The 18,222-nt window shown below is 72.5% G+C and carries 14 protein-coding genes and 3 tRNA genes; 7 read left to right on the top strand and 10 right to left on the bottom strand.

The window, feature by feature from the left end:
- Positions 1–63: 63 nt before the first annotated feature.
- Positions 64–136 (bottom strand) — tRNA-Lys (locus CBOVI_RS07740).
- 764 nt (positions 137–900) lie between these two features.
- On the opposite strand from CBOVI_RS07740, the gene CBOVI_RS07735 reads away from it, so the two are divergent.
- Together CBOVI_RS07735 and CBOVI_RS07730 are read left to right on the top strand one after the other, a co-directional pair.
- Positions 901–2,109: a L,D-transpeptidase gene (locus CBOVI_RS07735; RefSeq protein ID WP_010274802.1), complete on the top strand. Its 1,209-nt coding sequence runs from the start codon at positions 901–903 to the stop codon at positions 2,107–2,109.
- A 160-nt stretch (positions 2,110–2,269) separates the two neighbouring features.
- Positions 2,270–2,482 carry a heavy-metal-associated domain-containing protein gene (locus tag CBOVI_RS07730; RefSeq protein ID WP_010274799.1) on the top strand — a complete coding sequence of 71 codons (213 nt, stop codon included), beginning with the start codon at positions 2,270–2,272 and terminating at the stop codon, positions 2,480–2,482.
- A gap of 85 nt (positions 2,483–2,567) precedes the next feature.
- On the opposite strand, the gene CBOVI_RS07725 is transcribed toward CBOVI_RS07730, so the two are convergent.
- The 7 genes from CBOVI_RS07725 to CBOVI_RS07695 form a co-directional block, all read right to left on the bottom strand.
- Entirely contained in the window at positions 2,568–3,101 is a 534-nt protein-coding gene (locus CBOVI_RS07725) for a flavin reductase family protein (RefSeq protein WP_010274795.1), read from the bottom strand.
- 11 nt (positions 3,102–3,112) lie between these two features.
- Positions 3,113–4,129: an LLM class flavin-dependent oxidoreductase gene (locus CBOVI_RS07720; protein WP_010274793.1), complete on the bottom strand. Its 1,017-nt coding sequence runs from the start codon at positions 4,127–4,129 to the stop codon at positions 3,113–3,115.
- Between the two features lie 127 nt (positions 4,130–4,256).
- A tRNA-His gene (locus CBOVI_RS07715) sits at positions 4,257–4,329 on the bottom strand.
- Positions 4,330–4,525: 196 nt separating this feature from the next.
- On the bottom strand, positions 4,526–5,194 hold the full coding sequence (gene orn, locus CBOVI_RS07710; protein ID WP_010274790.1) for an oligoribonuclease: 669 nt from the start codon (positions 5,192–5,194) through the stop codon (positions 4,526–4,528).
- Positions 5,195–5,258: 64 nt separating this feature from the next.
- Positions 5,259–6,071, bottom strand: a complete 813-nt coding sequence (cmrA, locus tag CBOVI_RS07705) for a mycolate reductase (RefSeq protein WP_010274787.1) — start codon at positions 6,069–6,071, stop codon at positions 5,259–5,261.
- Positions 6,072–6,416: 345 nt separating this feature from the next.
- Positions 6,417–7,007 carry an excalibur calcium-binding domain-containing protein gene (locus CBOVI_RS07700; RefSeq protein WP_010274159.1) on the bottom strand — a complete coding sequence of 197 codons (591 nt, stop codon included), beginning with the start codon at positions 7,005–7,007 and terminating at the stop codon, positions 6,417–6,419.
- A 291-nt stretch (positions 7,008–7,298) separates the two neighbouring features.
- Positions 7,299–7,372 (bottom strand) — tRNA-Arg (locus CBOVI_RS07695).
- Positions 7,373–7,639: 267 nt separating this feature from the next.
- On the opposite strand from CBOVI_RS07695, the gene CBOVI_RS07690 reads away from it, so the two are divergent.
- The 4 genes from CBOVI_RS07690 to CBOVI_RS07675 all read left to right on the top strand — a co-directional run bounded on the left by CBOVI_RS07690 (position 7,640) and on the right by CBOVI_RS07675 (position 13,728).
- Entirely contained in the window at positions 7,640–9,937 is a 2,298-nt protein-coding gene (locus CBOVI_RS07690) for a bifunctional copper resistance protein CopD/cytochrome c oxidase assembly protein (RefSeq protein ID WP_125196737.1), read from the top strand.
- 246 nt (positions 9,938–10,183) lie between these two features.
- The gene (locus CBOVI_RS07685) at positions 10,184–10,819 is read left to right on the top strand and encodes a single-stranded DNA-binding protein (RefSeq protein WP_010274302.1); all 636 of its coding nucleotides are present in this window, start codon (positions 10,184–10,186) and stop codon (positions 10,817–10,819) included.
- A 217-nt stretch (positions 10,820–11,036) separates the two neighbouring features.
- The gene (ettA, locus tag CBOVI_RS07680; RefSeq protein ID WP_010274300.1) at positions 11,037–12,707 is read left to right on the top strand and encodes an energy-dependent translational throttle protein EttA; all 1,671 of its coding nucleotides are present in this window, start codon (positions 11,037–11,039) and stop codon (positions 12,705–12,707) included.
- Between the two features lie 124 nt (positions 12,708–12,831).
- Complete coding sequence (locus CBOVI_RS07675) at positions 12,832–13,728, top strand: DUF8185 domain-containing protein (RefSeq protein WP_010274297.1); 897 nt, start codon at positions 12,832–12,834, stop codon at positions 13,726–13,728.
- A gap of 402 nt (positions 13,729–14,130) precedes the next feature.
- On the opposite strand, the gene CBOVI_RS07670 is transcribed toward CBOVI_RS07675, so the two are convergent.
- Entirely contained in the window at positions 14,131–14,634 is a 504-nt protein-coding gene (locus CBOVI_RS07670) for a globin (RefSeq protein ID WP_083826129.1), read from the bottom strand.
- Positions 14,631–17,366 (bottom strand): aminopeptidase N, encoded by a 2,736-nt coding sequence (pepN, locus tag CBOVI_RS07665; protein ID WP_010274291.1) that lies wholly within the window; start codon positions 17,364–17,366, stop codon positions 14,631–14,633. Before pepN ends, CBOVI_RS07670 begins: the two co-directional genes overlap by 4 nt.
- 128 nt (positions 17,367–17,494) lie before the next feature.
- On the opposite strand from pepN, the gene CBOVI_RS07660 reads away from it, so the two are divergent.
- Positions 17,495–18,133, top strand: coding sequence for a mycothiol-dependent nitroreductase Rv2466c family protein (locus CBOVI_RS07660; RefSeq protein ID WP_010274289.1), 639 nt, complete (start codon positions 17,495–17,497; stop codon positions 18,131–18,133).
- The last annotated feature ends 89 nt before the right edge of the window (positions 18,134–18,222 follow it).

The raw sequence follows: 18,222 nt of genomic DNA, 5'->3' as shown, positions 1-18,222 counted from the left end.
CGCGGTGCCGGGAGGGGACACGAAAAACCCCCGGCGGGACGGATCCCGACGGGGGTGGAACTGTGCGCCATCAGGGACTCGAACCCCGAACCCGCTGATTAAGAGTCAGCTGCTCTGCCAATTGAGCTAATGGCGCATGTCCTGGCTTCCGGACTCTGCCGGTCTGCCGTGCGACGTGGGAAACTATAGCCCCACCCCGCCGGACCCGACAAATCTCCAGGTTGCGGGGTGTTTTCACAGGGGAGTCCACCGGACCGGCCCGCCCGCGCCCGCCTGCTCCCCCCGCTCGACCCCTGCGCGCCCGCGGCGCCCTGCCCGTCCGCCACCCGCCTGCTCCGCGCGCCCGCCGCCCGCCGCCCGCGCCGGAGGGGAGGCGCACCCCGTCGCGCACCCGCCCGCCGGCGGAGGGGGCCGTCGTCCCCCTCCCGGGGCCGGACCCCGGCGACGCGCGACCCGTGCACAGTGAACCCACAGAATTGCCAGGTGAACCGGGCTGCATCACGGTGGCGTGTCATGCCGATAACGATTCGGACACAAGTTGGGGACAGGCGTGGCGGGAATGCGGTCCCTGCCCCACCGCGGCTGTAACCTTCCTTCCGACCGGGGGACCAGCCGCTCCACCACACGATGTGGACCATCGACGGGCGGCGGGTCCCCCCACCCCGCCTCGGGGACCGGTGCCGGGACAGATGTCCCGGACCCGTAACCCCGGGGCACACTCCCGTCACAGGAGGACAGGCACGACCCCCGCCGCGGTGGGGCACGGCACCTCACGGCACGGACCCCACGGCCGTGACCGTCGCCGCGCGTCACACCACGGCACCTCTGCATCACCAGGTTCACTCACACGTCATCACGCGGCCGGTGGCGATCCATCGGCCGGACAGAAAGCGACACGTCATGTTCACTCACCGACGCCCCGGCCGCCGCCCGGCGACGACAGCCCTCCGGCTCATCGTCGCCTCCACCGCCGCAGTGGCCCTCGCGACCACCGCAGCCTGCACGATCGACAAGGGGGACGGGTCGCAGTCGTCGGCCTCCGGCTCCTCGGCGGACTCCACGGAGAACGCGCCGAAGGCCCCCACCTCGAACGTCAAGGACGGGGCGACCGGCGTGAGCGTGACCGAGCCGGTGACCGTGAAGGGGGAGGGGCTGTCACGGGTGAGCCTCACCGACGCGGACGGCACCGTCGTCGACGGCGACCTCGACACCGCCGCCGGCACGTGGACCTCGACCGGCGGGCTCAACTACTCGACGACGTACACCCTCACCGCGGCCGCCGGCGACCGGACCCTCTCGGAGACCTTCACCACCTTCGCCCCGGAGACCGTCACCAACGGCGCGCTCGCCCCGCTCGACGGCGCGACCGTGGGCGTCGGCCAGACCATCGCCCTGCGGTTCGACGAGGTCATCCACGACCGCCGGGCCGTCGAGAAACTCATCAAGGTCACGACGGAACCCTCCGTGGAGGGGGCGTTCTACTGGGTGAGCAACCAGGAGGTGCGCTGGCGCCCCAAGGACCACTGGGCGCCCGGCACGCACGTCACCGTCGACGCGGCGCTCAAGGGGCACGACCTCGGCGGCGGCACGTACGGCGAGGTCGACCGGCACGCGGCGTTCACCATCGGCGACGAGGTCGTCGGTAAGGTCGACGACGCGAACAAGATCCTCACCTTCTACAAGAACGGGGAGGAGTGGCGGTCCATGCCCGTGTCCATGGGCAAGGACAAGTACCCCACGCCGAACGGGACGTACATCGTCGGCGACCAGGTGCCGTCCATCGTCATGGACTCCAGCACGTTCGGCCTCGCCGTGTCCGCGCCGGAGGGGTACCGCTCGAACATCCAGTGGGCGACACAGATGTCCTACTCCGGGATCTACATCCACTCGGCCCCGTGGAACGTCGGCATCCAGGGCGTGCAGAACGACTCGCACGGGTGCCTCAACGTCTCCCCGGAGAACGCCGAGTGGGTCTACGAGAACGTCAAGCGCGGCGACCTCGTCGAGGTCTCCGGCACCCTCGGGCCGACCCTCGACGGCACGGACGGCCTCGGTGACTGGAACATCCCGTGGGACGTGTGGTCGGCCGGGAACGCCGACGCGGCGTGAGCGGGGCCGGGCCCCGGGCTCAGGCCCGGGTGAGGGCGGGGGCCGGCGGCGCCGGGTGAGGGCGGCGGATGCGCGACATACCCCAGGGGGGTACTGTCGGGCGGTGGTCACTGCCAGTTGAGAACACGACCGGGCAACCGGTCGGGATGAGGAGACACCTGTGAGCACCCGGACCTACACCGTCACCGGCATGAGCTGCGGACACTGCGAGAATGCGGTCCGCGAGGAGGTCGGCGCGCTCGACGGCGTGAGCGACGTCACCGTCAGCGCCGAGACCGGCACCCTCACCCTCGACGCCCCCGACGCCGTCACCGACGACGACGTCCTCGCCGCCGTCTACGAGGCCGGCTACACCGCGACCCGCGCCGAGTAGGGCCCGCGCCGGCCGCCGGTCACGGGGGGAAGGTGAGCCCGGGGGGGCAAGGGGCGTCACGCGCCCGACGCGCTCACAACGGCGCTCACAGCGGCGGCTGGTCCACCGGGAAGCGGTAGAACTTGTGCGCCCGGAACATCAACGGCGCCGGCTCCTGCCGGTCCGCCGCCGCGGCGCAGCCCGTGTCGTCCTCCGGCGCCTGCAGGATGTCCGTCACCCGCGCGGCGATGAGCGTCGACTGCCCCACGCTGATCCGGTCCTCCGGCACCGCACGCATGACCGTCAGCGCGTCCGTGAGCATCGGCTCGCCCGTCTCCACGGTCTCCCAGGGCTGGTCCGGCGTGAAGCGTCGTCCCCCCGACCGCGAGAACTGGTACGCGACGTCCGCGTGATCCTCCCCGAGGAAGTGGATGAGGTAGCTCTCCGCGTCGTAGATCGCCCCCGCGCTGCCCTCCCGCTTCGTCAGCGAGAAACTCACCGCCAGCGGGTCCACCGCGAGGGAGGCGACGCTGCTCGCCGTGATCCCCACCGGCTCACCACCGACACGGGCGGTGATGAGCGCGACACCGGTCGGATGATGACGGAAGGCGGTCCTGAACAGCTCGCTGAGGTGTGCCATACCTTCAGAATCTACACCCGGTCCGCAGGGGCCCCTCCGCCGAGCCCCCACGCCTCGGCGAGGATGTCCATCGACCGGTCCTGCGTCTCCTCCGACGGCGAGGACAACGCCACCATGAGCTCGTCCGCCTGCGCCTTCTCCGCGAACGCCGTGAGGTACGCGCGGACCTCCTCCCCGGTGCCGATCGCCGAGTAGTGCAGCATGTCCACGATCTGCCGGCCGGCCGGGGACTCCATGACGAGGTCGAGCTCGTCGTCGCTGAGGTGCGGGGCACTCGGCCGACGCTGCCCGATCATCCCCGCCACCCGGCGGCGCCGCACCCGGTGCGCCTGCTCCGCGGCCTCCTCCGTGGTGTCCGCCGCCGTGACGTTCACCGCCGCGATGACGTACGGCTCCGACAGGGCCTCCGACGGGCGGAACGTGTCCCGGTACACCTGGACCGCCTGTTCCAGTGCCGCGGGGGCGAAGTGGGAGGCGAAGGAGTACGGGAGGCCCAGCTGGGCCGCAAGCTGCGCGCCGAACAGCGAGGACCCGAGGATGTACACCGGCACATCCGTGCCGGCGCCGGGGACGGCCCGGACCCCCGGGATCACCGACCGGCCCTCGAGGTAGCCGCGGAGCTCCCGGACGTCCTCGGGAAAGGACTCGGCGCTGCGCGGGTCCCGGCGCAGGGCGCGCAGGGTGGTCTGGTCCGTGCCCGGGGCGCGGCCGAGCCCGAGGTCGATCCGCCCCGGGTGGAGCTCCGCGAGCGTGCCGAACTGCTCCGCGACGACGAGCGGGGCGTGGTTCGGCAGCATGACGCCGCCCGCGCCGAGGTTGATGGACTCCGTGTGCGCGGCGACGTGGGCGATGAGCACCGCCGGGGCGCTCGACGCGATGCTCGGCATGTTGTGGTGCTCGGCGTACCAGATGCGGGAGAACCCCAGCCGCTCCGCCTTCTGCGCCATGAGGACGGACCGGCGGAAGGCGTCACGGGGGGCCTCGCCGCGGTGGACGGTCGCGAAGTCGATGAGGGACAGGGGGAGCATGTGGGGCCTTTCGGGAGGGGCGGGTGGGTGTGGCCGAGGCTAGTCCCGTGCCGCCGACTGTGCCGGGGAGGCCCCGGACATGCGAGAACCCCCGCCCGCAGTGATGCGGACGGGGGTTCTGCCTCGGGGTGACTGACGGGACTCGAACCCGCGACACCCAGGATCACAACCTGGTGCTCTACCAGCTGAACTACAGTCACCATTGCTGTCCTGCATGTCCGTCCGGCGGTGTGACCTGCGGCGGAGAACCACCGCGGGGAGTCCCGGCGACCGGGGTCGCGAGGGACGTCACGCTGGGCCGGAGGGCCGCGTGAACAGCGTGCCCAATACTATGTCACCTGCACCGGACGACCAAACGGGCTGGAAGTGGCGGGTTTTCCCGGACCGTCGGCCGTGTCACCCCGCCGTGTCCGCGGAGCCGCCCACCGGCACGGCGCGGACGGACTCCTTCGCGGCGGCGTCGACCTGCAGGCTCGTCGGCCCGGGCTGGGCGACGAACACGGTCCGCCGGTAGAAGTCCAGCTCCCGGATGGACTCCAGGATGTCCGCGAGCGCCCGGTGCGCCATCCCCTTGCCCGGCTGTCCGCTGTACGTCCGCGGGTACCAGCGTCGCGCGAGCTCCTTGACCGAGGACACGTCGATCATCCTGTAGTGCAGGAAGGCGTCGAGACCCGGCATCTGCTCCGCGATGAAACGCCGGTCCGTCGCGATGGAGTTGCCGGCCAGCGGCGCCGCGCCCTCGACGGCGATGAACCGTCGCAGGTAGTCGATGACCCGGCGCTCGGCCTCGGCGACGCTGACGGAGCTGGCGCGGATCTCGTCCGTGAGGCCGGAGGAGCGGTGCATGGTCGTCACGTAGTCGTCCATCTCGGCGAGTTCGTCGTCGGTGGCGTGGATGACGATGTCGATGCCGTCGTCGAGGGGTCTGAGGTCGGCGTCGGTGACGACGACCGCGATCTCGACGAGCACGTGGCGCGACGGGTCGAGGCCCGTCATCTCGCAGTCGGCCCAGACGATGCGGTCGTTCTTCGCGATCTGGTTCGGGGTGGTGTTGCCGGAGCTCATGGGTCCTTCTCGGGTCGGGAGGGGGGCGGTGGGGTCGGTCGGGGTGGCGACGCGTCCCGGGCGGTCAGTCGGTCTCGGACATCCGGGAGTACAGCGCCCCCAGCACCGGGGCGGTGAGCCGCCGGGGAAGGTACGTCGTGAGGATGTTGCCCAGCTTCGACAACCCGCCGGGCACCACGCGCATCCGGTTCGCGTCGAGCGCGGCGAGGGTGTCGAGCGCGCAGTCCGGGTAGGTCGTCCACACGAAGTCGGGCGTCGCGCGGTCGACGACCGTCCGCTCGGTGTCGGCCTTGACCTCTTCGCGCACGGGGCCGGGGGCGAGGAGCGTGCACGCGACGCCCGTGTCCCGCAGCTCGTGGTGGAGGGACTCCGTGAACGTGTTGACCAGCGCCTTCGTGCCGACGTACGTGGCGTTGTTCGGGATCGCCGCGTTGCCGGCGACGGAGCCGACGTTGACGATCCCGCCCGCGTGCCGCTCGACCATGCCGGGCAGCACCGCGGCGGTGAGCTCGAACAGGGCGGTCGCGTTGAGCTCGAACTGGGTGCGTTCGTGCTCCGGGTTGAGCTTGTGGAAGGCCCCGAAGGTCGCGATGCCCGCCGAGTTCACGATGACCGAGACCTCCAGGTCCCGCAGCTCGGCGATGAGCTCCGCCCGGGCGTCCGGGTCGGCGAGGTCGCACGGCCGGACGGTGACGGTCACGCCGGGCAGCGCGTCCCGGATCTCCTCCATCGGCCCGGGGGTGCGGGCGACGAGGAGCAGGTTGTGGCCGCGTCGCCCGAGCTCGAGGGCGATGGCCCGGCCGATGCCGGACGACGCGCCGGTGACGACGGCGACCGCAGTCGGCCGGGGTGCGGGGATGTGACCGTGTGCTGCCACTGGGGATCGACTCCTGACTGTGCCTGGACGGGGCGGGCCCGGCGGGGGCCGGGTGGGGTGCGACGACCGCCGGTGGGCCGGTCAGGTCCGGGTGGTGCCGGGCCGGGCGTCGGCGGGGTGCCGACGGGGGCCGGTGCGGGACGCGGCCGCCCCGGTGGTGCCCGCGGTCGGTCTGCGGTTCAGGCTACACGGCGGACGCCCGCGCGCCCCGGGGTCGTCAGGGGCCCCGGGGGTCGGTGGTGTGGAGGGTGGTGGTGACGCGGTGGGTGGCGGTGGTGTGGTGGATCGGGGGAGGGGCGTGGCGGGGTGGTGGCGGTGGTGTGGTGGAGAGGTGGGCCGGGGCGGTTACCGCTTCGACTCGCAGGCGACGCCGTCGCCGTCCCGGTCGAGGTCCGGGCTGTACCCGGGCTGTCCGGCGTACAGCGGCGCGGCGCCGGCGGCGCGGACGGCGGCGCAGTTGTCGTAGTAGGCGACGGGGTCCGGAGCGGCCTCGGGTGCGGGCGCGGGGGCGGGTGCCGGGATGAGGGCGGGGGCCTGCTGCTCCGGCGCGGGGTCGTCCGCGGGGAGGGGGGCCTCCTTCTCGGGCGCCTCGGGGGCCGGGGCGTCGTGGTGGGCGGGGGCGGGGGCGTCGGCGCCGTGGTCGTCGTGCACGTCTGTGTCACTGTCGTGGGTGTGGGTGTCGACGCCGGGCTCCGCGCTCGGATCGGCGGCTCCGGGGGAGGCCGGGGCGGGGGTGGTCGACGACGACGCGGACGTGGTGGCGGACGTGGTGGTGGTCGTCGTGGAGCTGGAGGGCGCGCTCGTGGAGGGGGCCGTCGACCCCTCGTCGTCGGAGGAGCACGCGGCGGTGGCGAGTGCGAGAGCTGCACAGACGGCGATGGGGAGGGTGCGGCGGGCGCGGCGGGTACGGGTCGGCGGGAGCGTCGTCGGTCGCATGGGGGTCTTCCGTTCGGTGAGGGGTCGGCGCCGGGGGCGGCCGGGTGTGGACGGGTGGTGGACCGTGCTGCCGGACTGGAGCGCCGGCGCGGTTCACATCACTGAACGCGAAGAACTGATGGGTCGTTACAAATGCGACTGTATTACTTCGGGAGGGGGTGGCCGCCGGGGCGGGCGCGGGGCGACGACGTGCGGCGCGGGACATGTGGAACCCCCGCCGGGCACCGCTGTCGACGGTGCCGGGCGGGGGTGACGGCGGCGGGATCCCGGGGTGATCCGCCGCCCGCTGGGTGCCCCCGGCAGGATTCGAACCCGCGACCAGCCGGGTAGAAACCGGATGCTCTCATCCACTGAGCTACGGAGGCGTGCCACGGCCGTCGACGCAGCCCGAGGTGAAGACCCGGAAGCGTTCGTGCCGAGGGCGACCATCATCCTAGCCCACCCCGTGGGACGGTGAGGGTGGCACCCACCCCGGCCCGCGGCGTCGTGACCCGCTCCCCCCAGGGGCGGTGAGGGTGGGACCCGCCCCGGCCCGCGGCGTCGTGACCCCCTCCCCCCAGGGGCGGCGAGGGTGGGACCCGCCCCGGCCCGCGGCGTCGGGGATGTCCACCCCGGGTAGTAAGGTCCCGGGTATGGCTGACCAGCAGCATGATCGCTCCGCCACCCCGGCCGGGACCCGGTCCCGCGCACGGCTCGTCTCCCCGGGTTGGACGTACGGCGCGGCGGCCCTCGTCGCAGGTGTCGTCGGCGCGTGGGTGAGTTTCTCCTTCCTCGGCCTGTCGCTCGCCGCGCTCGGGATCCCGGACCCGGGGAAGCTCACGACCGTCGGCCTGCCGTTCGTCCGGTCGGCGGGGACGCTCTTCGCGTGCCTCGGCGTCGGCTCCTTCCTCATGAGCGCGTTCGGCACCCCGCCGCGGACGGACGGGGCCCTCGACCTCGACGGCTACCGGGCCGCGCGCACCGGCACGTGGTCGATGCTCGTCTGGGCGCTGTGCGCGCTGCTGCTCATCCCCCTGTACCTCTCCGACCTGTCCGGCGCCCCGCTGACGCAGACGATCCGGCCCGCCCTGTGGTCCGTCGCCCTGGAGCAGGTGTCCACGGCGACGGCGATGCTGTGGGTGGCCGTCTTCGCCGGGGCGGCGGCCCTGTTCTCCCTGTTCACGCGGCGGTGGATCTGGCAGCCGGTGTTCCTCGCGCTGGCGGTCGTCAGTCTCGTCCCCCTCGCGCTCGAGGGGCACTCCGCGTCCGGCGGCAACCACGACTACGGCGTGAACTCCTTCCTCTGGCACATCATCCTCGCCGCCCTGTGGATCGGCGGGCTCATGGCGCTCATCGCGCACGCCCTGCGCCGGGGGCCGCACCTGGAGGTCATCACCCGCCGGTACAGCATCCTCGCGCTCTTCTGCATCATCGGCCTGGCGGTGTCCGGCGTGGTCAACGCCGCGATCCGCCTGCGGTTCGACGAATGGTTCACCACCGACTACGGCCACGTCATCACGGCGAAGGCCGTGCTCACCGTCGTCCTCGGGCTCATCGGGTTCGCCCACCGGAAGGTCACGATCCCCGCGCTCGGCGGGTCCCGGTCGGGGGAGGGGGACGACGGCTCCCCCCGGCGGTGGCCCTTCATCCGCCTCGCGGCGGTCGAGGTGCTCATCATGGCGGCGACCATCGGCGTGGCCGTCTCCCTGTCCCGGATCCCGCCGCCCGTCGGGGAGGTGGCGGACGTCACGCCGATGGAGCTCGTCCTCGGCTTCACCCTCACCGAGCCGCCCGGGTGGGCGTCGTTCCTCGGCACGTGGCGCTTCGACCTCGTCTTCGGCACGGGCGCCCTGCTGCTCGAGGCGGTGTACCTGTGGGCGTGGATCTCCCTGCGCCGCCGGGGCGGCGAGTGGCCGGTCATCCGGGTGGTCTGCTGGACCCTCGGCAACGTGTCGCTGCTCGTCGCGACGAGCAGCGGGCTGGGCCTGTACGCGATGGCGATGTTCGAGCCGCACATGCTCCAGCACATGATCCTCACCATGCTCATCCCGGTGTTCTGGGTGCTCGGTGGGCCGGTGACGCTCCTGCTCCGGGCCCTGCCGGCGGCGGGGCGGACGGGCGTGCGGGGGCCCCGCGAGTGGATCGTCGTGTTCATCAACAACCCGGTGTCCCGGTTCCTCACGAGCCCGGTCGTCGCCGCCGTCCAGTTCGTCCTCAGCTTCTACATCCTGTACCTGACGTCCCTGTTCGGGTTCCTCGCGGAGAACCACGCCGGGCACCTGTTCATGAACGTGCACTTCCTCATCTCCGGGTACGTCTTCTACTGGGTCGTCATCGGTGTCGACGCCGCGCCCCGGCAGCTGAGCCCGCTGGCGAAGATGCTGACCATCTTCGCGGTCATGCCGTTCCACGCGTTCTTCGGCATCACGATGATGCAGATGCGGGAGCCGATCGCCCGGGACTACTACGAGTCCCTCCACCTGCCCTTCCCCGTGGACCTGCTGGCCCAGCAGCACAACGGCGGGGCGATCGCCTGGGGGCTCGGCGAGATCCCGCTGCTCATCGTCGTCGGCGCGCACTTCGTCCAGTGGCTCCGGCAGGACCGGCGCGAGGCCGCCCGGTTCGACCGGACGGAGGAACGCCGGGCCGAGCACCACGAGGACAGTGAGCTCGACGCCTACAACGCGATGCTCGCCGGTCTCCAGCAGGGTGAGGTGCCGGGGGACTCCGGCTACTACACGGACGACTACGCCGAGGACGAGGTCCACGGGTTCATCCGCGGGGGCCGGGGTGCGCGCGGGGACGGCCGCGCCGCGACGCGGCCCCGGCGGAGAGCCGCGGGCGGCGTCGCGAACGAAGACGGCGTCGGGGACGAAGACGGCGTCGGGAACGACGGCGGCGCGGGGAACGCGGGCGGCGTCGACGGGCCTGAGCCGGACACCCGCGGCTGACACCCGCGCCTGACACACACCGGCGGTGCGCGCCACCCGCCGGCGCACGCCTGTGGACAGCCCGGCGGGGGCGGGGCCCGCGGCCGCCCGGGGAGCGGGGTTGTCCACAGCCTGACGGCAGGGGGCTGTCGGGCCGGGGGAACCGCTGGTTGACTGGGCGCCACGCACCGAGGGTGCGCGCCCGACCGGGCCGCCCGGCACCGGTCCACGGCGACCACACACTGACATCCAGAGGGGGGATGGGGCATGAGCCTCAACATCGCGAGCGTCGTTCTCGCGGGCAACGTCGTCGGCAATCCGGAGCGCAGGAAGGGGACCTTCGACCTCGTCACGTTCCGCATGGCGTCGGACCGGCGCTGGTTCGACGGCACGGAGTGGCAGCAGGGGGACACGGTCTACATCGACGTCCAGTGCTGGGGCCAGCTCGGACGCAACGTCCTGACGTCGGTGAGCAAGGGGATGGCCTTCATCGTCGTCGGCCGGCTCATCATGTCCCGGTGGCAGGAGGAGCTGCCCGACGGGACGACACGCCAGCGCCAGGCCATCCGGCTCAAGGCGACGCACTGCGGCCCGGACCTCAACCGGGTCGAGGTCACGGCGGTCCGCCCGCGGCGCAGCGACGACGACCGCTACGGCATGACCGAGGACGAGCGCCGGCGCGAGGCGGAACGGATCGCACGCCGTAACGCCGACAGCGACGCCACCGACGCCACCGGCGGCCCCGGTGGCCCCGCGGACGGTGGAACCGGGGCGACCGGCGGTGCGGTCGGCACGGCGTCGGGCTCGTCGACACCCGACGGGGAACCGGGGTCCACGGCGACATCCGGGGCGACCACCGCCCGGGAGGTGGCCGGGGTGGGTGCGGCGGCACCGCCGTTCTGACGGGCCGGCGGGAGCGGGGAGGCCGGGGTGGAACCGGCGTCCCCGCCGTCGCCGTGGGACGGGGGGACCGGCGGGACCGGCGCGGGAGGCGTCGTCGGGCGGCGTCGTCCGCGGTGGCCGGGGCGGGATGGGGATTCAGGGACGGGGCACGTACACTGGCGCTCGGAAAACAGGGACATCTGTGTGCCGCAGACTGCTGAAAGGTGCTTACACTCCAGTGGGCGAGTTCATTTACACCATGAAGAACGTGCGCAAGGCGCACGGCGACAAAGTGATCCTGGACAACGTCACGATGGCGTTCTACCCGGGCGCGAAGATCGGCGTGGTCGGCCCGAACGGTGCCGGCAAGTCGTCGATCCTGAAGATCATGGCGGGTCTCGACCAGCCCTCCAACGGGGAGGCGTTCCTCGATCCGGGCGCGACCGTCGGCATCCTCCAGCAGGAGCCGCCGCTCAACGAGGACAAGACCGTCCGGCAGAACGTCGAGGAGGGCCTCGGCGAGATCTTCGAGATCAAGCAGCGGTACGAGGCGATCGCCGAGGAGATGGCGACGAACTACACCGACGAGCTCATGGAGGAGATGACCGACCTCCAGGAGAAGATCGACGCCGCCGACGCCTGGGAGATCGACTCGAAGGTGGAGCAGGCGATGGACGCCCTGCGCTGCCCGCCGCCGGAGGAGAAGGTCACGCACCTGTCCGGTGGTGAGCGCCGCCGCGTCGCCCTGGCGAAGCTGCTGCTCAGCGAGCCGGACCTCCTGCTGCTCGACGAGCCGACGAACCACCTCGACGCCGAGTCCGTGCTGTGGCTCGAGCAGCACCTGTCGAAGTACCCCGGCGCCGTGCTGGCCGTGACCCACGACCGGTACTTCCTCGACCACGTCGCCGAGTGGATCTGTGAGGTCGACCGCGGCAAGCTCTACCCCTACGAGGGCAACTACTCCACCTACCTCGAGACCAAGGCGCAGCGCCTCGAGGTCGCGGGGAAGAAGGACCAGAAGCTCCAGAAGCGCCTCAAGGAGGAGCTCGCCTGGGTCCGGTCCGGGGCGAAGGCCCGGCAGGCGAAGAACCGCGCCCGCCTCCAGCGGTACGAGGAGATGGCTGCGGAGGCCGAGCAGTACAAGAAGCTCGACTTCGAGGAGATCCAGATCCCGACCCCGCCGCGCCTGGGCAACCAGGTCGTCGAGGTCAACGACCTCACCAAGGGGTTCGACGGGCGCACCCTCATCAAGGACCTCTCCTTCACCCTGCCGCGCAACGGCATCGTCGGCGTCATCGGACCGAACGGTGTGGGCAAGACCACGCTGTTCAAGACGATCGTCGGCCTGGAGGAGCCGGACTCCGGCGAGGTCAAGGTCGGCCAGACCGTGCAGCTCAGCTACGTCGACCAGAACCGGGAGAACATCGACCCGGAGAAGACCGTGTGGGAGGTCGTGTCCGACGGCCTGGACTACATCCACGTCGGCCAGAACGAGATGCCGTCCCGCGCGTACCTCTCCGCCTTCGGGTTCAAGGGCCCGGACCAGCAGAAGCCGTCGAAGGTGCTGTCCGGTGGTGAGCGTAACCGCCTCAACCTCGCGCTGACGCTGAAGCAGGGCGGCAACCTCATCCTCCTCGATGAGCCGACCAACGACCTCGACGTCGAGACGCTGTCCAGCCTGGAGAACGCGCTCCAGAACTTCCCCGGCTGTGCCGTGGTCATCTCGCACGACCGCTGGTTCCTCGACCGGACCTGCACGCACATCCTCGCGTGGGAGGGCAACGTCGCCGAGGGGCAGTGGTTCTGGTTCGAGGGCAACTTCGAGGACTACGAGAAGAACAAGGTCGAGCGGCTCGGTCCGGACGCCGCCCGCCCGACGCGGGTGACGCACCGCAAGCTCACCCGCTGACGCCCCGCGCCGCCCCGGCGGCGCCCGGCGACAGAACTGCCCGGCGGCGCCCGGCGACAGAACCGCCCGGCGGCGCCCGGCGACAGAACTGCCCGGCGGCCCACCACGACAGAACGGACGAGGGATGGATGACGTCACGCTCACCCTGACCCGGCCGGCCGGGGCGCAGGCCCCGACGCTGCGCCGCATCGTCGGGGTGCTGGCCCGGGCCGTGCGGATGGACGGCCAGGCCGTCGTCCGGCTCCGCGTCGTGGCGGACGACCGCACGGACCTGTTCATCTCCACGCCGCTGGGCTGCATCGTCTCCCAGCGGATCGCGGCCCGCCCCGTCGGGGCGTCCGGCCCCGGGGCCGAGCGGGGGAGGAGCGGGGTCCTCGGCGGGGACACGACCGACGGGGCGGTCGTCATGGCGGACCGCGTGCTCGCCGCGGTGGACCGCGCCCTCGTGACGGCGACCGACCCGTCCGCGACGGCGACCGACCCGTCCGCGACGGCGACCGCGACGGGCACCCCACCCACCGCGGACGCTGCCGCCGTCGGGACCCCGGACGCCCCCGGCGCACCGGCCGGCGGGTCAGACCCCACGACCGGGACCGCGCCCACCGCGGACGTCCTCACCCTCGGGCCGCGCGTCGACATCCTGTGGACGGGCAGCCCGCCGCCGGTGTCCGGCTTCACCGTCGTGGAGACGGTGCCGGGTGCGGCGGTCAGGGAGCTCTACGCGGGGATGTCCGCGGAGAGCAGGGAGCATTCGGGCCCGGCGGGTGTCGCCCGGTCGCTGCTGGACCAGGAGGTGCTCACGCTCGACAGCCCGGCCACCGGCCCGGTCGCCGTCGGGGGGCGGGTCATCGCCGCGATGGGGGCACTCGGCCTCGCGACCGAACCGGCGGCCGAGGCGCTACGAGTTCACGACCGTGTCCGCGTGAGCGTCACCGGGTCGTGGATCCGCATCGACGGGCTCTTCGGCACCGCCTTCGCCCCGCGCCCCGGCGGACTCGCCCGTATCCCGCAGCCACGCTGACTCCGCCAGCTCCGCACCGTGCCGCGCCCGGTACGTGTTGAGGGCGATGGCGAACAACAGCAGGCCGACGACGGGCACGAGGATGACCGTCCGCTCGACGACGGTCGACTCCGTCGCGGCGAGGACCCCCAGCACCCCCAGCGCCAGCAGTGCCGTCACGGCGATACCGCGACGGGTGGCGATGACGGGCGGGGTGACGGGGCTCACGGCTGTTGGTCCTCTCGACGGGAACCCCCGGGCGCCGACCGGTCGGCGCGGAGGCCGGCCTCGGGTCCCGGGGTGAAGGTCGTCACTCACTGTCCCCGCTCGGGCGGGCTTTTTCAAGCCTGCCACGGCCCCGGGAGCGCATCGGTGTGCTCCCGGTCCCGCCCGGTCAGGGGTGGGGGACGACGCCGCGACCCGTCAGAGCGTCCCCTCGCCGGGGGTGTTGACCAGCATGTCCGCCACGCGGACCATGTGGTCCCACATGGCCTCGCGGTAGGCGTCGGGAAGGGTGTACCGGTCGACGCTGTCCATCGCGGCACCCATGAGTTCCAGCCAGCGGTCGCGCGCGGCGGGGTCCACGGTGAACCGGGCGTGCCGCATGCGCAGCCGGGGATGGCCGCGCCGCGCGGTGAACTCCTGCGGCCCGCCCCAGTACTGGGCGAGGAACCAGCGCAGCCGGTCCTCCGCGCCGTCCCAGTCGTCGTGGGGGTACATGGGGCCGAGGATGTCGTCCTCCCGCACCCGGCGGTAGAACTCGTGCACGACGGTCCGGAAGGTCTCCTCCCCGCCGACGGCCTCGTAGAACGTCTGCGGCCGCGCCGGCTCCCGGGGGTCCGCGCCGGCACCGCCGGGCACGCCACCACCGGCCGGGCCGGGACGTGGGGACCGCGAGGGGTCGGGGAGCGGGCCGGGACGGCTCATCGTGCGGACTCCCCGGCGTCCACCGCGCGGGCGGCGGCGCGGCGGCGGGCACGGTCCCGGCCCTCGGTGAGGACCCGCCGGAGCCCGGACGGCGTCGCGTCGTCGGTGATGAGCCGGTCCACGCCCGCGGCGGTGTCCCCGGAGTTGTCCCACACCGGGTACAGGGCGTCGAGCGTGCGCTGGGCCATCTCGGGGGAGAGGCTGCGCCACATGCGCACGACCTCGGCGACGTAGAGCGGCCCGAACGGCTGGAGCGCTTCCGCGTGCCCGTTGCGCACGAACGCGGAGACCAGCGCCTCCAGCTGCCGGTTCGTCCACTCCGGGCCGTGGACGCTGAGCTTCTCCCAGACGTCCTCCTTCACCCGCGGCAGGGACGACCGCGCGTGGAGCGCGGCGAGGGCCCCGGCGGCGGACCGGTCCGCCTTCTCCTCCGCGGCGACGAGCTCCTCGACCTCGTCGGGGGAGACGACGGCGCTCGTCTCCGCGCCCGCGAGGGCGCCGATGACGGACCAGCGGAGGTCCTGGTCGACGGTCAGGCCGGGCACGGCGTCCCCGTCCCGGTCGAGCAGCGCGCGCAGCACGTCCGCCGAGGCGCTGTCGTGGACGCACCGGATGAAGCCGCGGATGAACGCCAGCTGCGCGGTGCCGGTCGTCGAGCGGGCACCGTCGAGGTACGCCCGGCGCAGCTCCGCCCAGCCCTCGGGCGCCCACGTCGGGGCGGCGAAGCCCTCGACCGCGGCGACGCCCTGCGCGATGATCTGCTCCAGGACCGCCATCTCGGTCTCGGCGGCGGCCCCGCGGACGACGAGCGCGACGAAGTCCCGGGCGCGCATCTTCGCGTCGCGGGTCATCTGCCACGCGGTGGACCACACCTGGCTGCGGGCCATCGGGTCGGCGATCCCGCTGATGTGCTCCACGGCGGTGGCGAGGCTGCGCGGGTCGAGGTCGAGCAGCGTGTAGGTGAGGTCGTCGTCGTTGAGGATGACGAGGTCGGCCGGGGCCTCGCCGACGAGGGCGGGGACGTCGGTCCGCTCACCGGTGACGTCGATCTCCACCCGACGGCGCAGGGTGACCGTGCCGTCGTGCCCGTCGTACAGGCCGACGGCCGCGCGGTGCGTGCGGGTCTCCCCGGCGCCCGGCTGCGCCCCGGACTGGACGACCGTGAACCGGGTGTAGACCTCGGCCCCGTCGTCGCCGGGGGCGGTCTCCGTGTCCGCCGAGAACGTCGTCACACCGGTCGTGCGCAGCCACTCGTCGGCCCAGCCGGACAGGTCACGCCCGGAGGCCTCCTCGAGCGCGCCGAGGAGGTCGTCGAACGTGGCGTTGACCCACGCGTGGGCGGCGAAGTGGGCCCGCACGCCGGCGAAGAAGGCGTCGAGCCCCACGTACGCGGCGAGCTGCTTGAGCACGCTCGCGCCCTTGGCGTACGTGATGCCGTCGAAGTTCGCGTCCGCCTCCTCGATGTCCTCCGCGCCGCTGAAGATCGGGTGGGTCGACGGCAGCTGGTCCTGGCTGTAGGCCCAGGCCTTCTCCTTGTTCGCGAAGGTCACCCACGCCGTCGTCCACTCGGTCGCGTTCGCCTGGGACATCGCCGCCGACCACGTGGCGAAGGACTCGTTGAGCCACAGGTCGTCCCACCAGCGCATCGTCACGAGGTCGCCGAACCACATGTGGGCGAGCTCGTGGAGGATCGTGTCCGCGCGGCGCTCGTGCTGGTAGTGGCTCGCGGCGGAGCGGAAGATGTACTCGTCACGGATGGTGACGCAGCCGGCGTTCTCCATCGCGCCCATGTTGTACTCCGGGCAGAACACCTGGTCGTACTTGTGGAAGGGGTAGGCCACGCCGAAGTGCCGGTGGTAGTAGTCGAACCCGGCCTTCGTCACGGAGAAGATCTCGTCCTCGTCGAGGTACCCGGCGAGCGACCGGCGGCAGAACACCGCGAGGGGCACGGTGATCTCCCCGTCGGTGTGGAGCTCCGCGGTCTCCGGGTGGGGGGTGAGGGTGCCGCGCCACTCGTCGCGCACGACGTGCCACGGGCCGACGCAGAACGCGACGAGGTACGTCGACAGCGGGTAGTCGACGGTCGCGGTGGACGTCACGACGCTGCTGCGGTCGTCGTCCCCCTGACCCCCCTCGGCACCCTCCCCGTCCGTGCGGGTGGTGACCGTGTTGTTCGTCACGACGGTCCACTCCCCGGGGGTGCGGACCGCGACGTCGTACGTGGCCTTGATGTCCGGCTGGTCGAAGCACGCGAAGACGCGCTTCGCGTCGGCGGTCTCGAACTGCGTGTACATGTACACCCGGTCGTCGGCGGGGTCCCGGAACCGGTGGAGGCCCTCGCCGGTGGTGGAGTAGACGCACTCGGCGGTGACCTCGAGGTCGTGCTCACCGGGGGTGAGGCCCTCGAGGAGCAGGCCGCGCGACGCGTCGTACGCCCCGTCGGCCCCGCGGGGCACGGCGGCGTCGGTGATGTCCCGGCCGTCGAGGGTCACCCGGGGGACGTCCGCGGCGATGAGGTCGATGAACGTGGACGCACCGGCGGTGCCGGTGCCGGTGGCCTCGCCGCCGTCCGCCGGGTCGGTGACGGTGAAGGTGACGGAGGTCGTCGACGGGAACGTCGCCCGCTCCGGGTCCGCCCCGGCGGTGAGGTCGAGACGGATGCTGTAGTACACCCCGGTGATGAGGCTGGCGCGCCCGGCGGCTTCGGTACGGGTGAGGTTCGTTGAGCTCATGTGGCCAACGATAGCCTCCCGACCGGACACCGGCCCCCGGTGCCGGCGATCTGCGTAGGGTGGGTGCCTGAACTGCCGGTGCCCCGGCCTCCACCGCGCCGGGCACGACCCTGAGAGGACATCCCCGCATGACGGACACGACCACTGTGACCATGTACTTCGACGCGACCTGCCCCTTCGCGTGGGTGACGAGCCGGTGGCTCAAGGAGGTCGGCACGGTCCGCGACATCGAGGTCGAGTGGGCCCCGATGAGCCTCGCCGTGCTCAACGAGGACAACGAGGACATCTCCGACGGCTACCGCGAGCACCTGCTCGCCGCGTGGGGTCCGGCGCGCGTCGCCGCCGCCGTGTACACCGAGCACCCCGAGGCGCTCGACGCCTACTACACCGCCATCGGCACCCGCATCCACAACGAGAAGCGCGGCGGCTCCGGGCTCCACGGTCACGACGGGCTCATCAGCGAGGCCCTCGCCGAGGCCGGTCTCCCCGCCTCCCTCATCGACGTCGCCCACCGCGGACCCGACGAGGAGGGCTCCTACGAGCCGCAGTTGCGGGAGTCCCACGCGAAGGCGCTGGAACTCGTCGGCAACGACGTCGGGACCCCCGTCCTCCGCCTCGGCGACCACGCGTTCTTCGGCCCCGTCCTCACCCGCGTGCCGCGGGGCGAGACGGCCGGGACGCTGTTCGACGCCGCGGTGACGCTCGGCGGGTACCCGCACTTCTTCGAGCTCAAGCGCTCGCGGACCGAGAACCCGGACGCGAGCTAGGCATCTGACCTGCGGTAATGGGGTTGGTCTCCGGCGTTCGTCCCTCACCGAGCACCGGCCATCCCGCATCCGTCCCGCACGGGAGCCGA

The organism is Corynebacterium bovis DSM 20582 = CIP 54.80, from assembly GCF_030408615.1.
In the GTDB taxonomy this organism is placed as follows: Bacteria; Actinomycetota; Actinomycetes; order Mycobacteriales; family Mycobacteriaceae; genus Corynebacterium; species Corynebacterium bovis.
Note: the sequence above shows the minus strand (reverse complement) of the source record. Positions and strands in the feature narration are given on the sequence as shown.